At 33.8% G+C, this 23,243-nt stretch carries 18 protein-coding genes and 1 riboswitch; of the genes, 4 read left to right on the top strand and 14 right to left on the bottom strand.

Annotated elements, in window-relative coordinates:
* Positions 1–63: 63 nt before the first annotated feature.
* Positions 64–168: riboswitch (SAM riboswitch) on the bottom strand.
* 499 nt (positions 169–667) lie between these two features.
* Positions 668–2,293 (top strand): alpha-glucan family phosphorylase, encoded by a 1,626-nt coding sequence (gene glgP, locus TETH514_RS06120; RefSeq protein WP_009052925.1) that lies wholly within the window; start codon positions 668–670, stop codon positions 2,291–2,293.
* Between the two features lie 45 nt (positions 2,294–2,338).
* Here glgP and TETH514_RS06115 read toward each other — a convergent pair whose 3' ends face one another.
* On the bottom strand, positions 2,339–3,694 hold the full coding sequence (locus tag TETH514_RS06115) for a glucose-6-phosphate isomerase (RefSeq protein WP_009052926.1): 1,356 nt from the start codon (positions 3,692–3,694) through the stop codon (positions 2,339–2,341).
* Between the two features lie 178 nt (positions 3,695–3,872).
* Here TETH514_RS06115 and TETH514_RS06110 point away from each other — a divergent pair, with 178 nt between their 5' ends.
* Both TETH514_RS06110 and pepT read left to right on the top strand, forming a co-directional pair.
* A complete protein-coding gene (locus TETH514_RS06110; protein ID WP_009052927.1) occupies positions 3,873–4,370 on the top strand; it encodes a nitroreductase family protein in 498 nt (165 codons plus the stop codon).
* A gap of 18 nt (positions 4,371–4,388) precedes the next feature.
* Positions 4,389–5,615, top strand: coding sequence for a peptidase T (pepT, locus tag TETH514_RS06105; RefSeq protein ID WP_009052928.1), 1,227 nt, complete (start codon positions 4,389–4,391; stop codon positions 5,613–5,615).
* A 121-nt stretch (positions 5,616–5,736) separates the two neighbouring features.
* On the opposite strand, the gene TETH514_RS06100 is transcribed toward pepT, so the two are convergent.
* From TETH514_RS06100 to TETH514_RS06075, 6 genes are all read right to left on the bottom strand, one after another.
* Positions 5,737–6,675 carry a DUF1848 domain-containing protein gene (locus TETH514_RS06100; protein WP_009052929.1) on the bottom strand — a complete coding sequence of 313 codons (939 nt, stop codon included), beginning with the start codon at positions 6,673–6,675 and terminating at the stop codon, positions 5,737–5,739.
* A gap of 91 nt (positions 6,676–6,766) precedes the next feature.
* The gene (cimA, locus tag TETH514_RS06095; protein WP_009052930.1) at positions 6,767–8,329 is read right to left on the bottom strand and encodes a citramalate synthase; all 1,563 of its coding nucleotides are present in this window, start codon (positions 8,327–8,329) and stop codon (positions 6,767–6,769) included.
* 148 nt (positions 8,330–8,477) lie between these two features.
* Positions 8,478–9,392 (bottom strand): glycine betaine ABC transporter substrate-binding protein, encoded by a 915-nt coding sequence (locus TETH514_RS06090; RefSeq protein WP_009052931.1) that lies wholly within the window; start codon positions 9,390–9,392, stop codon positions 8,478–8,480.
* 19 nt (positions 9,393–9,411) lie between these two features.
* Positions 9,412–10,050, bottom strand: coding sequence for an ABC transporter permease (locus TETH514_RS06085; protein ID WP_009052932.1), 639 nt, complete (start codon positions 10,048–10,050; stop codon positions 9,412–9,414).
* Positions 10,051–10,069: 19 nt separating this feature from the next.
* A complete protein-coding gene (locus TETH514_RS06080; protein ID WP_009052933.1) occupies positions 10,070–11,182 on the bottom strand; it encodes a betaine/proline/choline family ABC transporter ATP-binding protein in 1,113 nt (370 codons plus the stop codon).
* Between the two features lie 105 nt (positions 11,183–11,287).
* On the bottom strand, positions 11,288–11,926 hold the full coding sequence (locus TETH514_RS06075; protein WP_009052934.1) for a TrkA C-terminal domain-containing protein: 639 nt from the start codon (positions 11,924–11,926) through the stop codon (positions 11,288–11,290).
* A 327-nt stretch (positions 11,927–12,253) separates the two neighbouring features.
* Between TETH514_RS06075 and TETH514_RS06070 the strand changes: the two genes are divergently transcribed.
* On the top strand, positions 12,254–13,606 hold the full coding sequence (locus TETH514_RS06070) for an MATE family efflux transporter (RefSeq protein WP_009052935.1): 1,353 nt from the start codon (positions 12,254–12,256) through the stop codon (positions 13,604–13,606).
* Positions 13,607–13,619: 13 nt separating this feature from the next.
* On the opposite strand, the gene TETH514_RS06065 is transcribed toward TETH514_RS06070, so the two are convergent.
* The 7 genes from TETH514_RS06065 to TETH514_RS06035 form a co-directional block, all read right to left on the bottom strand.
* On the bottom strand, positions 13,620–14,540 hold the full coding sequence (locus TETH514_RS06065; RefSeq protein ID WP_009052936.1) for an AEC family transporter: 921 nt from the start codon (positions 14,538–14,540) through the stop codon (positions 13,620–13,622).
* 136 nt (positions 14,541–14,676) lie between these two features.
* A complete protein-coding gene (gene rlmD, locus TETH514_RS06060; protein ID WP_009052937.1) occupies positions 14,677–16,038 on the bottom strand; it encodes a 23S rRNA (uracil(1939)-C(5))-methyltransferase RlmD in 1,362 nt (453 codons plus the stop codon).
* A gap of 193 nt (positions 16,039–16,231) precedes the next feature.
* Positions 16,232–16,648, bottom strand: coding sequence for a thioesterase family protein (locus TETH514_RS06055; protein ID WP_004401572.1), 417 nt, complete (start codon positions 16,646–16,648; stop codon positions 16,232–16,234).
* Between the two features lie 51 nt (positions 16,649–16,699).
* Positions 16,700–18,451, bottom strand: a complete 1,752-nt coding sequence (pyk, locus tag TETH514_RS06050; RefSeq protein ID WP_009052938.1) for a pyruvate kinase — start codon at positions 18,449–18,451, stop codon at positions 16,700–16,702.
* 22 nt (positions 18,452–18,473) lie between these two features.
* Positions 18,474–19,439 carry a 6-phosphofructokinase gene (pfkA, locus tag TETH514_RS06045; protein WP_003868325.1) on the bottom strand — a complete coding sequence of 322 codons (966 nt, stop codon included), beginning with the start codon at positions 19,437–19,439 and terminating at the stop codon, positions 18,474–18,476.
* Positions 19,440–19,515: 76 nt separating this feature from the next.
* Positions 19,516–19,713, bottom strand: a complete 198-nt coding sequence (locus TETH514_RS06040; RefSeq protein WP_003868324.1) for a hypothetical protein — start codon at positions 19,711–19,713, stop codon at positions 19,516–19,518.
* Between the two features lie 81 nt (positions 19,714–19,794).
* Positions 19,795–23,232, bottom strand: coding sequence for a DNA polymerase III subunit alpha (locus TETH514_RS06035; protein WP_009052939.1), 3,438 nt, complete (start codon positions 23,230–23,232; stop codon positions 19,795–19,797).
* Positions 23,233–23,243 lie beyond the last annotated feature (11 nt).

Genomic DNA, 23,243 nt, shown 5'->3' with positions numbered 1-23,243 from the left:
CTACATCGCCTCCATTTTTAAAAATAAAAAAGTCTCTTCGCCAAAAGAAGAGACACCAAAACTCTCTCATCTTTCAGCGAAACGCTGCTGGAATTGGCACCAAGACGCATATAAAATGCCGGTTGCCGGGTTTCATCGGGCCAGTCCCTCCACCACTCTCGATAAGAGATTTTAAAGTATTAAATTGTTAAACTATTTAAGCTATATGATACTATGGATTAACTCCTATGTCAATAGAAATTTTTTTGTCCCTCTCTAAAGATTTTGCAGGCTTTTAACTTTTTTAAAATAAATCTGTAAATTTTTTATGTTATTTGCTATACTATAATTGTAAAGAATATAAATTTTCGAGAAAGGAATGTTTTGAATGTTCTCATCTCTTATTTTTGGTATCCTTTCTATTGGATCAATTATACTTTACGGTTTAATCTGGTGGAAAATTTTTGATAAAACTGGTTATGGAGGAGCATATGGTCTTTTGATGTTTATACCTATTGTGAATTTTATAATGCTTTTAGTATTAGCATTCACTGAGTGGCCCGTACATAGATATAAAAATTATTGAGCAATAACACTGTTTTTATTTTTAATACTTGTGCAAACACTTGCATAATGATTTTTTTAATATTATAATATACTTAACACTTGGAAAATGAGGAGGTTTAATATGGGTAATGAAAAATTACCAAGAGTAGCCTATTTCTGCATGGAATATGGCTTACAGTCAGATTTCAAACTATATGCAGGTGGCTTAGGCATTTTAGCAGGAGACCATCTAAAAGCTGCAAAAGAGTTAGGTATGCCTTTAGTAGGAATAGGCATACTGTGGAAACAAGGTTATACAGAACAACATATCGGTGAAGACGGATACCCCTATGATGCCTATCGCAATTACACACGTAAGTACGACTTTTTAAAGGACACTGGAGTAAAGGTAAAAGTAAAAATAAGAAATAGAAATGTGTATTGCAAAGTATGGTTGATAGACAACTTTGACAATGCTCCTCTGTATTTGCTTGACACAGATATACCAGAAAATGGGGACAGATGGATAACAGGTCAACTTTATGGATGGTTTGGTGAAGAAAGAGTTGCACAGGAAATAGTATTAGGCATTGGCGGAGTAAGAGCTTTAAGAGCTTTGGGAATTGATGTTGATGTTTATCATTTTAACGAAGGGCATGCAGTATTAGCAGCCATTGAGCTTATAAAAGAAAAAATGGAAAATCAAAATATGAGTTTTGAAGAAGCATGGAAAGCCACAAGGGAAGAAGTAGTATTTACAACCCATACCCCTGTTAAGGAAGGAAACGAATCTCACGATTTAGAACTTCTTATGTATATGGGTGCAAACAATGGCCTTTCAATTGAGCAAATGGCCCAAATTGGTGGCGTTCCTTTTAATATGACAGTCGCAGGTTTGAGACTTTCTCGCATTGCAAACGGTGTCTCAAAACTTCACGGGCAAACTGCAAACAGAATGTGGCAGCATGTTGACAACAAAGCACCTATAATCTCCATAACCAATGGTATTGACAGAAATACTTGGGTAGATAAAAGGATAATAGAAGCCTACAACAAAGGTGAAGGGCTCCTACAAACTCACAATATTTTAAAACAAGAATTAATTGATTTTGTATATCAAAAAACAGGAGTTAAATTAGACGCTGATAAACTTTTGATAGGTTTTTCAAGGAGAGCTGCTCCTTACAAAAGAAGCGATCTTATATTTACCAATGACGAAGTTATAGGTGATTATTTAAGGTCTAAAAAAATTCAAATGGTGTTTTCAGGAAAAGGTCATCCATTAGATGACGTGGGTAAAAAAATTGTCGCAAAATTAATAGAGATGACAAAGAAATATCCTGAAAGCGTAGTATTCTTAGAAGATTACGATATGACAATAGGAAAAATGCTTACTCGAGGCACTGATGTGTGGTTAAACAATCCAAGAAGACCATTAGAGGCCAGTGGTACCTCCGGCATGAAAGCCGCCATGAACGGAGTGTTAAATTTAAGTATTTTAGATGGATGGTGGCCAGAAGCTTGTATAAACGGAGTAAATGGCTGGCAATTTGGGGATGGTTTTGAGTCTGACAACATAGAAGAATTAGACAAACACGACCTTGAAGCACTCTATGACGTCCTTTTAAATAAAGTAGTTCCAACCTACTACAATGATAAAGCGAAATGGGAAAACATGATGAGAGAAAGCATAAGGACGACTTATGAAGCTTTCTCAGCTAATAGAATGTTAAAAGAATACTACGATTTAATGTACACAAAAAAATAAGTCAACCCCTATTTAAAAAGGCCGCGCAATTGCCCGGCCTTTAATTTATTTTCCCAATCTTTTTTCTAACAATTCTTTTTCTTTTTCATATCCTGGTTTTCCTAAAAGTGCAAACATGTTTTTCTTGTAAGCCTCTACTCCTGGTTGGTCAAATGGATTAACCCCATTTATATATCCGCTTATAGCACAAGCCATTTCAAAGAAGTAGACCAGATTGCCAAAATAGTAAGCTGATATTTCAGGGATATTTACTACAAGGTTAGGAACATTTCCATCTGTATGAGCCAATAATGTTCCTTCAAAAGCCTTTTTATTGACAAAATCTATAGTTTTTCCTGCTAAAAAGTTAAGCCCATCTATATTGTCCTTGTCTTCATTTATAACTATATCTTTAACAGGTTTTTCAACATTTAAAACTGTTTCAAAAATATTTCTGCTTCCCTCTTGTATAAACTGCCCCATTGAGTGTAAATCTGTCGTAAAATCTACTGAAGCAGGATAAATTCCCTTATTGTCTTTACCTTCACTTTCTCCAAAAAGCTGTTTCCACCATTCAGAGAAATAGTGAAGCTTTGGCTCATAATTTACAAGTATTTCTATAGCTTTGCCTTTTCTGTACAAAATATTTCTCAAAATTGCATACTGCATGCTGATATTTTCATTAAGGTTGTCTTTGGTATAGACTGTTGAAGCATCATAAGCTCCCTGCATCATATCGTCTATGCTAATGCCTGCTACTGCTATTGGTAGAAGGCCTACAGCTGTCAAAACTGAGTATCTTCCTCCAACATTGTCAGGAATCACAAATGTTTCATATCCTTCTTCATCAGCTAATTTTTTTAAAGCTCCTTTCGCTCTATCTGTTGTCACATATATTCTCGATTTAGCCCCTTCTTTTCCATATTTTTTCTCAAGAAAATCTCTAAAAACTCTAAAAGCTATTGCCGGTTCTGTAGTAGTACCAGATTTAGAAATCACATTTATTGATACATCTTTGTCCTCTATAAGTTCAAATAAATCACTTAAATATGTAGAGCTTATGCTGTTTCCAGCAAAATAAATCTCCGGCATATTCCTCTTACCTTTTGGCAACAAATTATAGAAGGAATGAGAAAGCATTTCAATTGCCGCTCTTGCCCCTAAATAAGACCCACCTATACCTATTACTACAAGCACATCAGAATCTGATTTAATCTTCTCTGCTGCTTTTTTAATGCGTTCAAACTCTGCCTTATCATAGTCTTTGGGAAGACTCACCCATCCTAAAAAGTCATTTCCTTGAGCATTTTTACTAAGCACCATATCAAGAGATAATTTTGCATGCCTTTCCATATATTCGATTTCTTTTTCACTTACAAATTGCAGCGCTTTTGAATAATCAAAGCTTATCAATTTCCTCATATGTAAACCTCCATTCTTTATTTACATACTTATTTTATACCATAAATCTATGTTGTTCAAGTTTTTCAAAAGTATGTATAAGTTTACTTAGCTTTATTTTTACATACCCATAAATTTTTGTCAATCTTTTTGGAATTTTTACTTTATGGGATATAATATAAAGAGGAGGTGCGAAATTATGGAGGCATTAGAGGCTTTAAAAAAGAGAAGAAGTATAAGGAAATACATAGATAAACCTATTCCAAAAGAAATATTAGAAGACATAATAGACTGCGCAAGGCTTGCTCCCAGTGGAAATAACGCACAACCTTGGCATTTTGTCGTTATAACAGACAAAGAAAGACTTAAATTCATAGCAGAAAAAGCTACATATGGGAAATTCATTAAAGATGCAGGAGCTTGTGTCATCGTCTACTGCGATAAAAATAACAGACATCATTTAGAAGATGGTTCAGCAGCAACAGAAAATATATTACTCGCAGCTACTGCCTACGGCTTAGGTTCCTGTTGGGTAGCTGGGTATAACAGAACCTATGAAAAAGAAATAAACGAATACCTCAACATTCCTGACAACTTAAGAATGATTTCTATTATATCATTAGGATATCCCGCAGAAGAACCACAACCAAAATATAAAAAAGCTTTATCTGAAGTTTTACATTGGGAAAAATTTTAAATGAAAGAGGGTTATAATATGTCAAAAATAGTGGAGAGATTTTTAAAATATGTAAAATATCATTCAACATCGGATGAAAACTCAACAACTTATCCCAGCACTGAGGGACAAGTAATATTTGCAAAAGAATTAGCAAATGAGCTTGAAGAAATAGGCCTTAAAGAGGTAAATGTAGATGAAAACGGTTATGTTACGGCTTTACTTCCTTCAAATACTGACAAAGAACTCCCTACAATAGGATTTATAGCTCATATGGACACAAGTCCTGACATGTGCGGCAAAGACGTAAAGCCTCAGATAATAGAAAATTATGATGGCAAAGATATAATCTTAAACAAAGAAAAAAACATAGTATTATCTCCTACTGAATTTCCAGAGCTTAAAAATTACATAGGAAAAACTTTAATCACCACAGACGGAACAACTCTTTTGGGAGCTGATGATAAAGCAGGAATTGCAGAAATAATAACAGCTATGGAATATTTAATAAATCATCCTGAAATAAAGCATGGCAATATAAAAGTAGCCTTCACACCTGATGAAGAAATTGGTAGGGGTGTAGACAAATTTGATGTAAAAAAATTTAATTGTGATTTTGCTTATACTGTAGATGGCGGTGGAATTGGAGAAATAGAATACGAAAATTTCAATGCTGCCAGTGCTAAAATCAAAATTAATGGCAGAAATGTGCATCCTGGAACAGCAAAAGGCAAGATGAAAAACTCCATTTTGATTGGAATAGAACTCCAAAATATGTTACCTGAGCATGAAACTCCTGCCAATACTGAAGGATATGAAGGATTTTATCATTTAAACAATTTTGAAGGCAATGTAGAACAAACTAAAATGTATTATATTATCAGAGATTTTGATAAACAAACTTTTTTAGATAAAAAAGAATACCTAAAAAGCATTGTAGAAACATTAAATAAAAAATACGGTGAAGGCACAATAGAGCTTGAACTTAAAGACCAGTATTACAATATGAGAGAAATAATTGAAAAGCATATGCACATAATTGATACAGCATTAGAGGCAATGAAATTAGTAGGAGTCGAACCTAAAATAGTGCCTATAAGAGGGGGCACTGATGGAGCAAGATTAAGCTACATGGGACTTCCAACACCTAATTTATTCACAGGTGGACATAATTTTCATGGTAAATATGAATTTATACCAACATACGCAATCGAAAAAGCCGTCGAAGTTATAATAAAAATAATTGAGCTTTATGCACAAAAATAAGGGATAGCCAAAAACTATCCCTTTAATAATTCTTTTTTAAAGACTTTACTGATATCTCAACAAACATTTTATAATTCAATCATACTACAACAAAGAAAACTTTTCCACATACACAGATTTTTCATTTATCAAAAATTGAAGTTTGGCTAATAGCCCAAGATTCCACTTTTCTCTCTTTTACTGTATCCTTTTCTGTCAATTTGCTACACAACAGTGGAGAATTTACATTATATTGCTTTACATTTCTTTTTATAGAACTTATATTGCTGTTTGCATAGCAATAAATACAGCCATGTAGACAAGTATCATAGGCACCAATATCTATACTTTCATCACAACCACAAAACTTCCTTTGATTCTTATCCTTTCCTATATTGAATTTTTTACCTGAAAGCTCTTCTATTAAAGTTTTATCTATACATCTCGCATGCTCTATACCATAGGGCGATAAATCCAATTCTTCTGCACAAGTCTCAAGTTTAATTGAGTGCTCTTTCGCTATTTCATAAAATCTATATGCAATTTCTAACTTCTGTTCCTTGTTTATCTCATAAGCCCCTATTTTTTCTAAAGTCTTGTAAACTTTAGGATAAAGAGTCACAAAACTGATTATACATTTTGATGTATATCCATAAAGTTCAGACATTATTTCCTTAAAGCTTTTTACATGGTATTCTATATCAAATTCGGGAGTTAAAATAATAGGGTCATAACGCCAAATTACCCTCTCTTTCCCTATTTTGCTAGACAGCTTTTTAAAAATTTCAATTATATGTGATTTTTCTGGCACATTCCTCTCTATTCTTTTATCATAGGGATTTAAAGTAAATAAAAAATAATAAGCATAGTCCTCTATCAAATGCAATTTCGGTATCATTTTTTCTGGATTTTTTGTCCAAAATATAATTCCATCTACTGTTTCTTTATTTAAAAAAACTTTACTTACTTGACGAAAATTAAAAGGGTTTCTCACTAAAACATAACCTTCCTCCATCCTTTTGAAAAACCACTCACTATAAAAAGCTGGTATATCCGTTCTCCTGCTGGCACTTATTATCATTCAAATTTCTCCTTTCAAAAAAAGAGAAATTGACATGTTCATTTTTACTTTAACATCAATGACAATTCATGTCAATTTCTCCGCTTTTGAATTAACTTTCTTTGTTAAGTTTGTACTCTATTGAATCAACAAGGGCTCTCCAACTAGCCTCAATAATATCTGTAGAAACCCCAATTGTGCTCCAGGAATCTTTTCCGTCTGTAGACTCTATTATAACTCTAACTTTAGCAGCAGTTGCAGAATTAGAATCCAAAACCCTCACTTTATAATCTGTCAACCTCATCTCTTTTATCTGTGGGTAAAATCTCTCCAGTACTCTTCTTACAGCATTATCAAGAGCATGTACTGGCCCATCTCCCTCAGCTGCAGCTATCTCCTCTATACTATCGACTTCCACTTTTATAAGTGCTGAAGAATTAACACTATTTACAGAAGGCTCATTTACAATAACTTTAAACTCTTTTAAATTAAATGCTGGTTTATATTTTCCAAGAACCTTTCTTATCAAAAGTTCTAAAGAGCCTCCTGCATTTTCATATTGATACCCTAAATACTCCATTTCTTTTAATTTATCTAAAATTAACTTGGTTTCAGGAGAATCCTTTGTAATAGTTGGATCTATTTCATTTATGGCATTTAGCACTGCTCCTCTGCCAGCAACTTCAGAAATCAAAAAGGTCCTACTATTTCCCACTAAAGAAGGGTCAATCAGTTCATAAGAATAAGTATTTTTATTTACAGCATCAGCATGCATCCCCGCTTTGTGGGAAAAAGCATTTTTCCCAACATAAGGCGCCCTTTCATCGTAAGTGACATTTGCAATTTCACTTACAAATCTGGCTAAATGAGTCAATTGCTTTAAATTTTCATCAGGTACACATTTATATCCCATCAGAAGTTGTAGATTAGGTATCAAAGTACATAAATTAGCATTGCCACACCTTTCCCCATAGCCATTTATTGTACCCTGCAGCTGTATTGCCCCTGCTTGTACTGCCATTATAGAATCTGCAACAGCCATTCCGTTATCATTGTGACAATGTATTCCTACTTCCGTATTAAATTTATCTACAACAGTTTTTGTTATATCATAAACTTCCATCGGAAAAGCTCCACCTTTTGTATCACACAAACAAACACTGTCTACTCCCGCCTCTAATGCTACTTCTAATGTCTTTAAAGCATACTCTGGATTTTGTTTGTAACCATCAAAAAAATGCTCTGCATCAAATATAACTGACTTACCTTTGTCTTTAAAAAACTTTACTGTATCATAAATCATTTTTAAGTTTTCTTCTAAAGTGGTTTTCAAAATTTCTGTAACTTGAAAATCCCATGACTTGCCAAAAATAGTTACTACCTCTGTGTCAGCATTTAAAAGAGAAATCACATTAGCATCCTCTTCGGTAGTTGTATTTGCTCTTCTTGTGCTGCCAAAAGCGATTAATTTAGCATTTTTTAATTTAATATTTTTAACTCTTTCAAAAAATTCAATATCTTTAGGATTAGACCCAGGATTACCTGCCTCAATATAGGCTACACCAAACTCATCAAGAACTTTAACTATCTTTAATTTGTCTTCTACAGTAAAAGATATACCTTGTCCTTGAACTCCGTCTCTTAATGTGGTGTCGTATATCCGTATGTTCCTCACAATGCATCCCCCTTTATACCTTTTTTATGTATAGTACATATTTTATCAAATTGAACTGATAAAGTGAAGAAAATTTATTTTTAATTCTTAAAATAAAATAATAAAGCTTCCTGATTGACCAAATTCAGGAAGCTTTGCATTTCTGCTGCTAAATTAATCCCTTTTCTTTTAAAAATTCTTTTGCTACCTTTGCTGGATCTTGCCCTTCACCATCGACCTTGTAATTAAGTTTTTGCATTTCTTCATCAGAAATTTGATTTGCCAATTTGTTGAGAACATCTTTTAATTCAGGGTGTTTGTCTAGCACATCTTGCCTAATAATTGGTGCAGCATAATAAGGTGGGAAAAAGTGTTTATCGTCTTCAAGTATTTTTAGTTTATGAGATACTAGCAATCCATCAGTAGCAAAAGCATCAATAACCTGAACTTCATTATTATCTATCGCTGTATATCTTATACCCATATCCATGGATTTTGTGTGTTTAAACTTAAAATTATACACTTTTTGTAGACCAGGATAGCCATCAGGCCTTTCCAAAAATTCCATTGTAGCTCCCAGGATTAACTTATCGCTAATTTTAGCTAAATCTGAAAAAGTCTTTAAATTATATTGCTTTGCCAATTCATCCTTTACAGCTAAAGTATAGGTATTATTGAATCCAAGTGGCTTCAACCATACTATATTCCATTTGTCTTTATATTCTTTCTTCACTGTTTCATAAGCTTTTTCTGGATCAGTAGTAGGTTCCATCCCTAATATGTCCACCAAACCTGTCCCTGTATATTCAACATAAATATCTATTCCGTTATTCGCACCTCCCCTTTTTATCGCCTCAAAGTTTACATTTGTACCGCCAAGGTTTAGTTTTCGCACTACTTTGAGATCGGTATGTGCTTCAATCATTTCGGCAACCATATTAGCTACGATAATTTGCTCTGTAAAATTTTTTGATCCTACAACTACAGTATCATTTGCATTCCTTTGAGAACTGCCAATACCGCAAGATGCCATGAAAGTAACAGCTAAAATAAAAACCAAACTTAATAGCAAAATTCTTTTCATTTAAAATCTCCTCCTTTTTTTATTTTATTCCCTTTGGAGTTACTATCTTTTCTACTAAAAGTAAAATATAGTCTATCAATAGTGCCAAAATCATTGCTGGTATTGCACCTGCTAGTATCATCTGGTTATTCACCATCGATATCCCCCTGTAAATCAATTGACCTAAACCACCGGCTCCAATCAACGCCGCCAAAGTAGTAAAACCAACGGCTGTCACAGCTGCTATTCGAATACCTGCCATTATAACAGGTAAAGCCAATGGCAGTTGCACCATCCTCATTAATTGTATCTCCGTCATTCCCATACCTTTACCCGCTTCGAGAATAGCTTTATCTATATTGACAAGACCGGTATAGGTATTTTTTATAATTGGTAGTAGTGTATACATAACTATCATAACTATTGAAGGAGTTGAACCTATACCTAAAAAAGGCACTAAAAATCCCAACAAAGCTAAACTTGGAATTGCTTGTACAGCATTGGCTAATCCAATGACAAATGAAGAAGTTGAAGGAAATTTTGCAATCAAGATACCTAATGGTACTCCTATAGCTATAGCTATAATCAGAGCCATAACAGATAATTGAATATGCTGAGTTGTTAAAATTAAAATATCGTCAGCTCTATCTTTTATAAAATTTATATATTCTGCCAACACTATTTAAAAGTCCTCCTTCCTATTCTGCATAATTTGCACCTAAATAATTTACCAGGGCACTTCGCGTGATCAAGCCTTGGAGCAAATTATTTTCATTCACTACTGGTACATAACCTATATTTTTTTGCGCCATTATTTTAAGAACATCTAAAATTGAATCATCAGGTTTGACTGTATAAACATTTCGAGTATAAATCTCTTCTATCCGTTTTGCAGTGTTTTTATTAGCCCTTATATCCTCCGCTGTTACTATGCCTAAAAGTTGATTTTCTTTATTAACCACTAAAATACTGTCAACACCACTATTACTCATAATTTCTATCGCTTGTGCAAGAGTCCTGGAAGGAAGAGCCTTTATTGGATTGGTAATCATAATATCTTTTGCTAAAACATGCTCTGGTTGTATCCACATTCGTTTTTTTCCTATAAAATTCTCCACAAATTCATTTGCTGGATTTTTCAATATTTTTTCGGGAGTATCAAATTGCACTACTTTTCCATCTTTCATTATGCAGATCCTATCACCTAATTTCAACGCCTCATCCATATCGTGAGTTACAAATACAATGGTTTTTTGCAACTTTTGCTGCAATTCAAAAAGTTCTTCTTGTAGCTGAGACCTTGTAATAGGATCCAGGGCACTAAAAGGTTCATCCATTAAAATGATATCTGGATCTGCAGCTAAAGCCCGTGCAACTCCTATCCTCTGTTGTTGCCCCCCGGATAATTCTTTTGGATATCTGTTCATATACTCTTTTGGAGGCATTCCTACAAGATGCATTAATTCCTTTGCTCTTTCAATTCTCTTCTTTTTTGGCCAATTTTTAAGCAAAGGAACTAATTCTATATTCTGTTCTACTGTCATGTGTGGAAGTAAACCAATTTGCTGAATCACGTATCCAATATTCCTGCGAAGTTGGATTGGGTCTATCTGAGAAATGTCTTGTCCGTTTATATATATTTTGCCAGAGGTTGGTTCAATTAAGCGATTTATCATTTTCAACGAAGTGGTTTTCCCACAACCACTCGGTCCTATCAAAACCACCAATTCATTATCTTTTATTTCTAAATTTATTCCTTTTAATATTTCAGTTTCTCCATATGTTTTAACTATATTTTCAAATCTTATCAATGCTACCACACCTCCTTTACAAGTGACAACCTATATTATATAATAAAGTTGTCACTGTGTCAATAAAAGGGATTACAAAAAATAACCTAGCAACTAATGTTGTTGCTAGGGAAAACTAATAACAGTATAGTTATCGACTAGAGATATACTTTTTTTGAAAGCCTCCTTACTTCCTACAAGAACTAAATAATCTCCACCTTTAATTTGCTCATTGGGACCAGGAGAAATAATTACCTCTTCTCCTCTCCTTATAGCTATTACGGTAGCACCTGTAACATCCCAAAATTTTAACTCAGCCAAAGTCTTACCTACAGCAGTGCTTTTCTCATTGACGCGAATTTCAACAGGATTAAAGTCACTAATATTTTTTAATCTATTAGCGTATTCTATAAATTTTAGTAAAATAGTTTCCAGCCTTTCATCAAGTTTTTTTCTTTCTTCAGCGATTTTAACCAATTCATTTTTTAAGACCTCTAAGGTTTGTTTTTCATTAAATTGATTTATATATCTTTGTGCCGCTTCTTTCGATTTAACAATTACTCCTTTACCTTGTTCTGAAAAAACTACTCCCATGTCCTGTAAAAGGGAAATAGCACGCCGTATTGTCTCAGGTGAAACTTTATAAATTCCCGCAAGATTTGACCTGCCGTAAAGTCTCTCACCCTCATTAAACTCGCCATCTACAATTCTTTTAGCAATATCAAAAGCAATGTATTCATATTTTGGTCTTATAATTTCAGACATATAAATATGCCTCCGTCTCATTATTTAAAAATCATGGCTTTAATTAATTTTCTCACTACACTGCCTTTATTCATATTTTATACTTTTCCATGTAAAAACTCAATCAAAATTTAAAAAATCCCTTTATCAACACAAGCCTCAGTTACTTTAATTTTCCTATTGTGTTATAATACTATTAGTGATTAAAAAGTTTAGAAAAAACAAATATATAAGTGCTGATCAAAATCTATTTGGACTCCATTATAATCCAATTGAAATTGCCCCTAAACAATACAGACAATATAGGATGTTTCCTTGTATTTTTGCAATAAAAATAGGAGGTGTTATATGGCAACTAAAAAAGAAATAAAAGAAATACTTAATTTAGCATTACCTGCAGTTGGAGAAATGCTTTTATACATGGTTGTGTGGGTAATAGATACGATGATGGTGGGGCAATTTGGCGGTAAAGACAGTGTTAGTGCTGTAGGCCTTGCATCAGAAATTATATATACCTTCTCTAACATTTTTGTAGCAATGGGAATCTCTATAGGAGTAACTTCCTATGTCGCCCGTAGCATTGGAGCAAAAGATTTTGAAACTGCTGAAAAATACGCATCTCAAGGAATTTTTTTAGGATTTATTGTTGCTTTATTTATTTCTTTAATACTTGTTGCTTTTGCAGAAAATTTTTTAATAATAGCCAGTGCTACTGGTAATGTACTTTTCTTAGGAAAAATATATATAAAAATTGCATCAATAGGTATTTTCTTTAATATGCTTATGAATGTATTAAACGCAGTTTTAAGAGCACAAGGAAATACAAAAACCCCCATGATAGCAGCAAGTATAGTTATATTTATCAACATTTTATTGGATTGGATTTTAATATTTGGAAAATTAGGCTTTCCTGCTTTAGGTGCAAAAGGTTCTGCAATTGCTACTACTATAGCACAAATTACTGGCTTTATATTTATAATGTCATATTACTTCAGCCAAAAAATATTAAATATTGAGCTTCATGATATAGTAAACTTTGATAAACAAATAATTGTAAATATACTAAAACTTGCTTTTCCTGCTTCTCTTCAAGAAGCTGCCTTTGACATAAGTCGACTTATTTCAATATTCATGATAATGCACCTTGGAACTGTAGCTTTTGCAGCGAATCAAATTGCAACTACGATTGAATCTATCTCCTTTATGCCAGGATGGGGTTTTGCAGTGGCTGCAACCACAATGGCAGGTCAAATGGTTGGCGCAAAAGACTTTGAAAGTGCAAAAAGATATACAAATATTGCAGCATTATTCGCTGTAGCTATTATGGGTACAATGTCTATACTATTTCTTACAATACCTCATCTTTTTATGAGAGCTTTTATAAAAGATGCTGATGTAATTGCAGTAGGAATTCTCTGCCTTATGGTAGCCTCTATTGAACAACCTTTTATGGCAGTTGGCATGGTTTATGGAGGTGGCCTTAAAGGAAGTGGAAATACAAAGATTCCCTTTATTATCTCTACAATATCCAGCTGGTTTATAAGACTTCCTCTTATGTACGTAGTCATCTACATTTTAAATTTAGGAGTTGTCTATGTATGGTTTGTAACAGCCATCCAATGGGCGTTTGAAGGAAGCATAATGTATATATACTTTAGAAAAGAAATAGATAAATTAAAAAGGGGAGTAAGGAATATATAAACCTTACTCCCCTTTATTGCCATCTAAGCATTATATAAGTCATAAGTAAAATGCTTATAATAATTGAAGCGGTAATAAAAACAGAAGCCAACTTAGCATTTAGTCCTCTTTCCTTGGCATAAATTACTGCTACCATAGGAGTAGGAAGAATTGCTCCTATTGTTATAATTTTTATTATAAGCAGCTTTGTATCAAACAAAAATGGTGTTGTTAAAATTAAAGCAACTCCCGGTAAAAATTTTACAAACAAACCTATTATCAAAGCTTTTAATTCATTTTTATTCAAATTAAAATCCAAAAAATATCCAATTGTAAATAAAGCAAGAACATTGTTAGGTAGGGAAAGTTGATAAATAAATTCCTTTGTCATCCCAGTAAAATTGATATTAAATAAATTCATCAAAAGAGCTGATATGTACACATCAAGTGGAAAAAAATATATAATCTTTTTTGATACCTCTTTTAAATTAAAATTAGTTTTTCCACCCGCTAAAAAAGATACACCATAGGCAAAACCAAAAACAATAAAAGAATTACCCATATCAAACATTGCCATATTTATAATGCCTTCATTTCCATAAACCTGCTGTATAAAGGGAAGGGCAAATAAACCTATATTATATCCGCATATAGAAACCAACAGAGTCCATTTATCAGAATTATCTAAGTTAACTTTTTTTACCACAAAATATCCAAAGATAAATGTCAAAACTCCCAAAATAATACTTATAAAAGTGAGAATAAATAATCGCGCATCAATTTTATACTGAGAAAAAATAGTTAAAATCGTAGCAGGTAAAGTTATATAAAGCACAATCTTGCTCAGTACATCACCTGAATTTTCAGGAAATTTCCTGGATTTTTTTATAAAATACCCTAAAAAAAGTACAGCAATATTTAAAAAAATTTTTTCTTGTATCATTAACTGGTTCATTTAACGCACCCCAAAGTCTATTCTATTGCATAAAAACATCTAAAACCAATTAATTTATTTTCCAATAACCTAAGTTCTAACTGCCTTTAAATAGTGGGAAACACGATTTTTATTCTACTTCCAGTAATCAAAATTGTTAACTTTTATTAGTAATCAAGCAAACACTTTCAACGTGATGCGTATAAGGAAACATATCAACAGGTTGCACTTCCATGGTTTTGTATCCTTTGTCATCAAGATATCTTAAATCTCGTGCCAATGTAGAAGGATTACAAGAGACGTATACAATTTTTTGTGGATTCATATTCACAATTGCTTCTAAAACAGGTATATCGCAACCCTTCCTTGGAGGATCTATTATAACTACATCTGCTTTGACTCCTTTATCAACTAACTCAGGCATTACTTTTTCCGCTTGTCCTGAAATAAATTCCACGTTTTTAATGCCATTTATGTAAGCATTTCTCTTTGCATCTTCCACTGCTTGGTGGACAGCCTCTATACCATAGACAAAAAAAGCCTTCTGTGCTGCAAATAAAGATATGGTACCTATCCCACAATACACATCTATTACGGTCTCATCTCCCTTTAAATCGGCATACTCAAGGGCCTTTCCGTATAAAACCTCTGTTTGAACAGGATTTACTTGAAAAAAGGATAAAGGTGATATCTCGAATTTTATGTCCTTGATATAGTCAATAATATTATCGCTTCCATAAATAGTTATATTATCCTCCCCCATAATCACATTAGTTCTTTTTGTGTTGATATTTAATACTACACTTTTAAGTCCATTTATCTCTTTTTTCAAAGCATCAATTAATTGTTCTTTATAGGGTATGTGTTTTCCATTAACCACAAGGATAACCATAACTTCTCCTGTTTTAAACCCAACTCTTGTAACAATATGCCTTATCAAACCCTTTCCTGCTTTTTCATCATATACAGAAACGTTATATTTTTTAATCCAATTTCTTATAGTCCTTGCGATATAATCACTAACCTCATCCTGTATCATACAGCTTTCTATAGGTACAATATCGTGAGAACGAGGTGCATAAAAGCCCGTCACTACTTCACCATCAAGCATTCCAACAGGAAACTGAGCCTTATTTCTATATCTTTGTGGCTCTTTCATTCCTATGATTTCATGAACTTTAGTATACACTTTACCTATTCTTTCTAAATTGTCTTTTACCTTTTGTGTTTTGTATTTTAACTGCCCTTCGTAACTTAGATGCTGGAAAGAGCAACCACCACATTTATTTGCATAAGGGCATAAAGGCTTTACTCTATCATGAGACTTTTCTAATATTTCTACTACATGACTTATAACGTAATTTTTATAAACTTTATCTATTTGTGCAACAACCTTTTCTCCTGTCAATGCTCCTTCTACAAATGTAGCAACTCCTCCAATTCTTCCAACTCCTTGCCCTTCATGAGCCATATTGTCAATATATACCTCATAATTTTCTCCTACTTTTATGTTGTGCAACAAAAACGCCTCCTTTTCCCATAATTATTATACCGTTATATTGAGAAAAAACATAGAGTTCTTATAAAATATGTAAACGTTTACTATAATTTTAAGAAAAAATACACTTAAAAAAGTGCATTTAAAAAAATCGGTTACCCTATTATTTATTATAACTCATTTTTATAGTATTTTATACCATTTTTTATAAATTTTAATCACAGCATTTTGCAAGCATTTCATAAACTTCTGGCATTACTTTTTTTAAATTGATAGGCTTTTTTTCAAGATTTGTAAAGGGATGCTCTGTATAACCTTGTGCTAAAAGTTTGTTATCCTCTTTGCGTATTATATCATATAAAAATTTAAGACGAGTTCCTTTCACAAATTCTAATCGTGTTCGTATTATTATGAGGTCATCGTACAAAGCAGAAGAAAAATATTTACACTGAGCGTCAATTACAGGTAGCATTACATTTTTTTCTTCTAAGCTTCTGTAGGACATCCCCAAAGAGCGAAAAAACTCCGTCCTGCCAATTTCAAACCAATTAAAATAATTGGAATAGTAAACTATACCCATTTTGTCCGTTTCTCCGTATCGAGCCCTTACCTCGGCATCCCATACATGCATAATTTAAATCACTCCTTAAAAAAACAAAGACAAGAGAAAATCTTGTCTTATTTATTTAATATTTACAATTCCTTTATACACAAATCCTCTAACTGTGTCAACCGTTACAGTCATGCCATCTTTTAATTTAGAAGTCGCTCCTTCACAACCTACAACTACAGGAATTCCTAAGTTTAATCCCACAATAGCTGCGTGAGAAGTAAGCCCTCCTTCTTCTGTGATTATAGCAGAAGCTTTCTCTATAAGAGGCATAAAATCTCTTTCTGTCTTTGCAGTTACTATTATATCGCCTTCTCTAAATTTATCTTTGTCTTTGCTGATATCATTAATAACACATACAACACCTGTAGTAGCCTTAGAACCTATACCTATTCCTCTCAACAAAACATCTCCTACTATATGTACCTTCAACATGTTGGTGGTGCCTGTCATAGCTACAGGAATTCCTGCAGAAATTACTACGATATCACCATTTCTTATAAGTCCTGCAGTTAAAGCACTTTGTATTGCGACATCTATCATTTCATCTGTAGTAGAAACCTCTTCTGTAATCAAAGGATATACTCCCCAGACTATAGAGAGTTTCCTTGCAACACTTTCGCTTGGAGTAGTAGCAATAATCGGAGCTTGAGGTCTGTACCTTGATACCATTCTCGCTGTATAGCCAGATTTAGTACAAGTTATTATAGCAGCTGCACCTATATCTCTTGCAGTAGTACAAGTTGCATGGCTTATAGCGTTTGTAATAGAAACATTTGTATCAATATTTCTATCAATGATATCTCTGTATCCCACATAAGCTTCTGTCTTTTCTGCAATCTTTGCCATTGTCTCAAAGGCCTCTATGGGGTATTTACCTTGAGCTGTCTCCCCTGATAGCATTATAGCATCTGTCCCATCTAGAATAGCGTTTGCTACATCTGTAACTTCTGCTCTTGTAGGCCTTGGATTTCTCATCATAGAGTCTAACATTTGAGTTGCAGTAATTACCGGTTTCCCTGCTTTATTACATTTTTGTATAATCATCTTTTGAACGATTGGTATTTCTTCAAGAGGAATCTCAACCCCTAAATCTCCTCTGGCTACCATTATTCCATCTGAAACCTTTATAATTTCGTCTATATTTTCTACTCCTTCGCGATTTTCTATTTTAGCAATAATTAAAATATGCTCTGCCTTATTTTCTTCTAAAAGTCTTCTTATTGCCAAAACATCAGCTGCTTTTCTAACAAAAGAAGCCGCAATTATATCAATGCCCTTTTGAATTCCAAACTCTATATCATCTACGTCTTTTTGAGTCAAAGCAGGAAGATTGAGTTTTACTCCTGGAACATTTACTCCTTTATGGTCTTTTACAGGACCAGAATTTTCTACAATACAAACTATATCTTCTCCTTTAACATCAGTAACCTTTAGAGAAATTAACCCATCGTCAATTAGTATGCGGCTACCTCTTTCCACATCTTGAGGCAACCCTTTATAGGATACACTGCATATAGTTTCGTCTCCTAATACATCTCTTGTCGTAATGACAAAAGTTTGTCCTTCTTTTAATTCCACTCCGCCATTTTTAAACTTTCCTGTCCTTATCTCTGGACCTTTAGTATCCAACAAAATAGCAACAGGTAGCCCGAATTCTTCTCTTATCTTTTTAATATTGTCAATTCTTGCCCCATGCTCTTCAAAATCCCCATGAGAAAAATTCAATCGAGCAACGTTCATACCTTTCTCAATTAATTTTCTCAGTATATTATAGTCTTCGCTGGCAGGTCCTATTGTACACACTATTTTTGTTCTGCGCATACCTTCACTCCCTAAAATTTATTTATATAGACAATATCTTGCTGAGCTCATAAAGTTTTCTGTTAAACTCCTTTTTCATGGAAAGGGCTTCATCTATATCATCGTCTACAATTTGATTGTTTCGTATACTTATTATCCTCTTGGTTTTATTTTCTAAAAGCAACTCCACTGCTCTTGCTCCCATTTGGCTTGCCAATACCCTATCCATCACTGTAGGAGCTCCACCTCTTTGAATGTGCCCCAAAATAGTATACCTTAAGTCCAATTTTGGTAGCCTTTCTTTAATCATTTTCGCTAGTTCTGGAGCGCTCATAACTCCTTCTGCAAGGACAATTATATGATGAAGCTTTCCTCTCTTTATCCCGTAAGTAATTTTATCGCAAAGTTCATCGATGCTCCATTCCACTTCAGGAAGTATAATCATCTCCGCTCCACCAGCTAGACCAGCATACAAAGCAATGTAACCCGCATTTCTTCCCATCACTTCTATTATATTTGCTCTCTCATGGGAAGTAGCAGTATCCCTTATTTTATTTATTGCATCAATAACAGTATTACAAGCTGTATCAAAACCTATTGTATAATCTGTACAAGGTATGTCATTGTCAATTGTACCTGGAATTCCAATTGTATTTACATTCCATTCTTCACTCAAAAGCTGTGCTCCTCTAAAAGAGCCATCTCCTCCAATTACAACGAGACCTTCTATTCCATGTTTTTGAAGGGTTTCGTAAGCTTTTTTGCGCACCTCTTTTTTCTTAAATTCTTCACATCTAGCAGTTCTCAAAATAGTACCGCCTTTTTGCAATATATCTCCTACTGAAGAAAGATTTAAATCAATAACTTCATCCTCTACTAAGCCTGCATATCCCCTCATAATACCTTTTACTTTAAGCCCATAATAAATTCCTGTCCTTACCACAGCCCTTATAGCTGCGTTCATCCCTGGTGCATCTCCACCACTTGTAAGTATACCAATCGTCTTCATAGTCTACCTCCTCATTTTATCCCACATGGACTTTAGTTGTCCCATTTTCGTTAAAGCAGCCCTTTCGGGCAAAAAATTATAAGCCATACTCAATAATAATGCTTTGCGCATCTTGAGCTTCTGCTTTTGGAACTAAAACCTCACAATAAGAACCTTTTTTGTCTATTTTTTTATTAAGTGGACGCAATTTTACCAAAAAACCTTCTTTTGTTAAAACGTCTTTGACCTTTTCTGCTGTCTCCATATCTTGTGCCATGTATATTACCGTCCACATAAAACGGCCTCCTTAGTATTTCTAAATTATATTTTAATCTATTTTTTTTCAGTTATCAACTTAAAATTTGCAAACTTTTTCTCAAACTACTTTGACATTTTCCTCTCCTAAGACAGCATGAAGTTCTTTAATTAATTCTTTGCTTCCATTTACCCACAAATCTCTATTAGCCGCTAATAATTTTTTACTGTTAAGCTTTAAAACTACTGGCATATTACCAGGATTTTTGCGCAATATTTGTTTAACAATCTCAATCTTTGTAGAATCCTGTAAATTAAGATAAAGTTTCTTCACTATCGCTTGAGACAATGGCTTAATTTCATCGCATAAAATCTTAGGCTCTTCCTCTTCCTTTAAACTAACCTTTCCCCTCACTACAACCGGGTTGTCTTCTTTTATTATACTGGAATACTTTTCATATACAGTTGGAAATACTATTACTTCTACAGTACCATATAAGTCCTCAATTGTGACAAAAGCCATGATATTGTTATTTTTTGTAAATTTAATTTTTTTTGTAGCTATAACTCCTGCTATCACCACTTCTTGGTTATCTTGCAATTTGGGCTGAAACATTTCCTCTTCGCTAACTTTAAAATCCAAAGTAGTGGCATTAGTAATTTTAGGAATATCTTCCATGTATTCTTCTAGAGGATGCCCACTTATATAAAGGCCTAAAGTTTCTTTTTCCATGGACAACAATCTACTTTTAGGGAATTCCTCTAAATCAGGAAATTCAAACCCCACCCCATGAGTTTGTTCTACTTCTCCAAATAAAGAAATTTGCCCATTTAAATTATTATTTCTATTTTTCTTTATATTTTCCATTAATTTGTCATATGCTGATAGAAGTTGAGAACGCCGCACTCCAAAAGAACTAAAAGCTCCTGCTTTAATTAAGCTTTCCACTGCTTTTTTATTTAATTGACTGTCCTGCATCCTCTCAAAAAAGTCGACTACAGATTTAAATTTCCCATTTCTTTCTCTTTCACTTACGATTTCCATTGTCATATTTAAACCAACATTTTTTACTGCGCTAAGGCCAAACCTTATTTTATCTTCTACCACTGTAAAATAGGAATCACTTTCGTTTATATCAGGGGGCAGCACCTTTATCCCCATTTTTCTACAAACTTGCACATAAAAAGCTACTTTATCCAGGTTATCTACAAAACTGTTTAAAAGAGCTGCCATAAATTCTACAGGATAATACCTTTTCAAATATGCAGTCTGATAAGCTATAACAGCATAAGCCGCAGCATGAGATTTATTAAAAGCATAGTTTGCAAAATCTAACATTTCGTCAAAAAGTTTATTAGCAGTTGCCTCGTCTAATCCATTTCTTAAAGCCCCTGGAACTATCACATTTCCCTCTTCATCAACTATCCCATAGATAAAATTCTTTCTTTCTTGTTCCATTACATCCATTTTCTTTTTAGCCATAGCTCGTCTTACCAAGTCAGACCTGCCTAAAGAGTAACCAGCGACATCTCTTACAATTTGCATAACTTGCTCTTGATACACCATGCAGCCATAAGTTACGTCTAAAATTGGCTTTAAAAGAGGATGGTCATAGACTATACTCTCTGGGTGATTTCTATTTGCAAGATATCTTGGAATTTGGTCCATAGGTCCGGGTCGATAGAGAGAAATTCCTGCTATTATGTCCTCAAGGTTTTTAGGCTTTAATTCTGCCATAAACTGTTTCATGCCAGAAGACTCTAATTGGAAAACGCCCTCGGTTTCCCCTTTTGATATAAGTTCATAAACTTTAGGGTCATCATATTCCATAGAATCAAAATCTATAGTCACACCCCTGTTCTTTTCTACCATTTCAATAGTATCCCTTATAACCGTCAAAGTTCTCAGTCCCAAAAAGTCCATCTTCAAAAGCCCTAACTCTTCAAGGGTGGTCATCGGAAATTGGGTCACTATGGAATCTTCGTTTTTTTGCAGTGGCACGTAGTTGACAAGGGGTTCTTTTGATATTACTACTCCCGCAGCATGAGTAGAGGCATGTCTAGGAAGGCCTTCTAAAGACCTAGAAATATCAATAAGCTGTTTTACTTTTTCTTCATTTTCGTATCGCGCTTTAAGTTCAGGGTTTAAAGATAAAGCTTTATCAATAGTCATTCCCAATTCAAAAGGAATCATTTTTGCAATTACATCTACCTCTGCATAGAGATAATTTAAAGCCCTTCCTACATCCCTTATAACCGCTCTCGCCGCCATTGTACCAAAAGTTATAATTTGAGCCACATTGTCCTTACCATATTTTTTTACAACGTAATCAATTACTTCTTGTCTTCTCTCATAACAAAAGTCTGAATCAATATCAGGCATGCTGACCCTCTCAGGGTTTAAAAACCTCTCAAAAAGAAGGTTGTATTTTATAGGATCTATGTTGGTTATTCCCAACGTATAGGCTACCAAACTACCTGCCGCAGAACCTCTTCCTGGTCCCGTCATAATCCCGTTGTCTTTTGCAAACTTTATAAAGTCCCACACTATGAGGAAATAATCTACATATCCCATTTGCTCTATTACAGAAAGTTCGTAATCTAATCTTTCAATCACTTCTTTGCTTGGATTTTTGTACCTCTTGTACAATCCTTCATAACATAAATTTCTCAAATATTCACAGGAATCAACGCCTTCTGGCAAATCGTATTTGGGCAATTTCGTCTTATTAAACTCAAATTCTACATTGCACATGTCTGCAATCTTCTCAGTATTTTCAATTGCCTCTTTACAACAAGAAAAAAGATTCTCCATCTCTTCGGGAGATTTTAAATAAAATTCATCAGTTGGAAAAGACATGCGATCTTCATCATCAATTGTCTTTCCTGTTTGAATGCACAATAGCACTTCATGAGCTTTTGCGTCTTTTTTCTCGAGATAGTGTACATCATTAGTAGCAACTAAAGGTATTCCCGTCTCTTTGGATAGTCTTATAAGCTCTTTATTTACCTTTTGCTGTTCTAAAATTCCATGGTCCTGCAGTTCTAAATAAAAATTCCCTCGTCCAAAAATAGAGTCGTAAAAAAGTGCTGCCTCTTTCGCTTTTTCATACTCACCTCTTAAGATATAAGAAGGAACTTCTCCTGCAAGGCAAGCACTTAAAGCGATTAGCCCCTCACTGTGCTCTTTTAAAAACTCTCTGTCAACTCGCGGTTTATAATAAAAGCCCTCAATTGAAGCCACAGTCACTATCTTCATTAAATTTTTATACCCTGTCATGTCTTTTGCCAGTAACACCAAGTGATAATTTTCATTATCAATCCCATATTCTCTATCCTGCATGCTTCGAGGGGCTACATAAATTTCACAGCCTATAATAGGTTTTATTCCTTGTGCTACTGCTTCTTTATAAAAATCTATTACGCCATACATCACTCCATGGTCTGTAATAGCTATGGCTTTCATGTTTAACTCTTTAGTTTTGGCAATTAAATCTTTAATTCTGCAAGAACCGTCAAGTAAACTGTATTCAGAATGAACGTGCAAATGGACAAACATGATATAATCAC

Origin of the sequence: Thermoanaerobacter sp. X514 (assembly GCF_000019065.1) — a bacterium.
Classification (GTDB): domain Bacteria; phylum Bacillota; class Thermoanaerobacteria; order Thermoanaerobacterales; family Thermoanaerobacteraceae; genus Thermoanaerobacter; species Thermoanaerobacter pseudethanolicus.
The sequence above is the reverse complement of the archived record's forward strand: the minus strand, read 5'-3'. Positions and strand labels throughout refer to the sequence as shown.

What these genes read in the sequence shown, in the direction of transcription:
- glgP (WP_009052925.1), top strand. Translation starts at nt 668, where the DNA reads ATGGGTAATGAAAAATTACCAAGAGTAGCCTATTTCTGCATGGAATAT.
- TETH514_RS06115 (WP_009052926.1), bottom strand. Translation starts at nt 3,694, where the DNA reads ATGAGGAAATTGATAAGCTTTGATTATTCAAAAGCGCTGCAATTTGTA.
- TETH514_RS06110 (WP_009052927.1), top strand. Translation starts at nt 3,873, where the DNA reads ATGGAGGCATTAGAGGCTTTAAAAAAGAGAAGAAGTATAAGGAAATAC.
- pepT (WP_009052928.1), top strand. Translation starts at nt 4,389, where the DNA reads ATGTCAAAAATAGTGGAGAGATTTTTAAAATATGTAAAATATCATTCA.
- TETH514_RS06100 (WP_009052929.1), bottom strand. Translation starts at nt 6,675, where the DNA reads ATGATAATAAGTGCCAGCAGGAGAACGGATATACCAGCTTTTTATAGT.
- TETH514_RS06090 (WP_009052931.1), bottom strand. Translation starts at nt 9,392, where the DNA reads ATGAAAAGAATTTTGCTATTAAGTTTGGTTTTTATTTTAGCTGTTACT.
- TETH514_RS06075 (WP_009052934.1), bottom strand. Translation starts at nt 11,926, where the DNA reads ATGTCTGAAATTATAAGACCAAAATATGAATACATTGCTTTTGATATT.
- TETH514_RS06070 (WP_009052935.1), top strand. Translation starts at nt 12,254, where the DNA reads ATGGCAACTAAAAAAGAAATAAAAGAAATACTTAATTTAGCATTACCT.
- TETH514_RS06065 (WP_009052936.1), bottom strand. Translation starts at nt 14,540, where the DNA reads ATGAACCAGTTAATGATACAAGAAAAAATTTTTTTAAATATTGCTGTA.
- TETH514_RS06055 (WP_004401572.1), bottom strand. Translation starts at nt 16,648, where the DNA reads ATGCATGTATGGGATGCCGAGGTAAGGGCTCGATACGGAGAAACGGAC.
- pyk (WP_009052938.1), bottom strand. Translation starts at nt 18,451, where the DNA reads ATGCGCAGAACAAAAATAGTGTGTACAATAGGACCTGCCAGCGAAGAC.
- pfkA (WP_003868325.1), bottom strand. Translation starts at nt 19,439, where the DNA reads ATGAAGACGATTGGTATACTTACAAGTGGTGGAGATGCACCAGGGATG.
- TETH514_RS06040 (WP_003868324.1), bottom strand. Translation starts at nt 19,713, where the DNA reads ATGTGGACGGTAATATACATGGCACAAGATATGGAGACAGCAGAAAAG.
- TETH514_RS06035 (WP_009052939.1), bottom strand. Translation starts at nt 23,232, where the DNA reads ATGTTTGTCCATTTGCACGTTCATTCTGAATACAGTTTACTTGACGGT.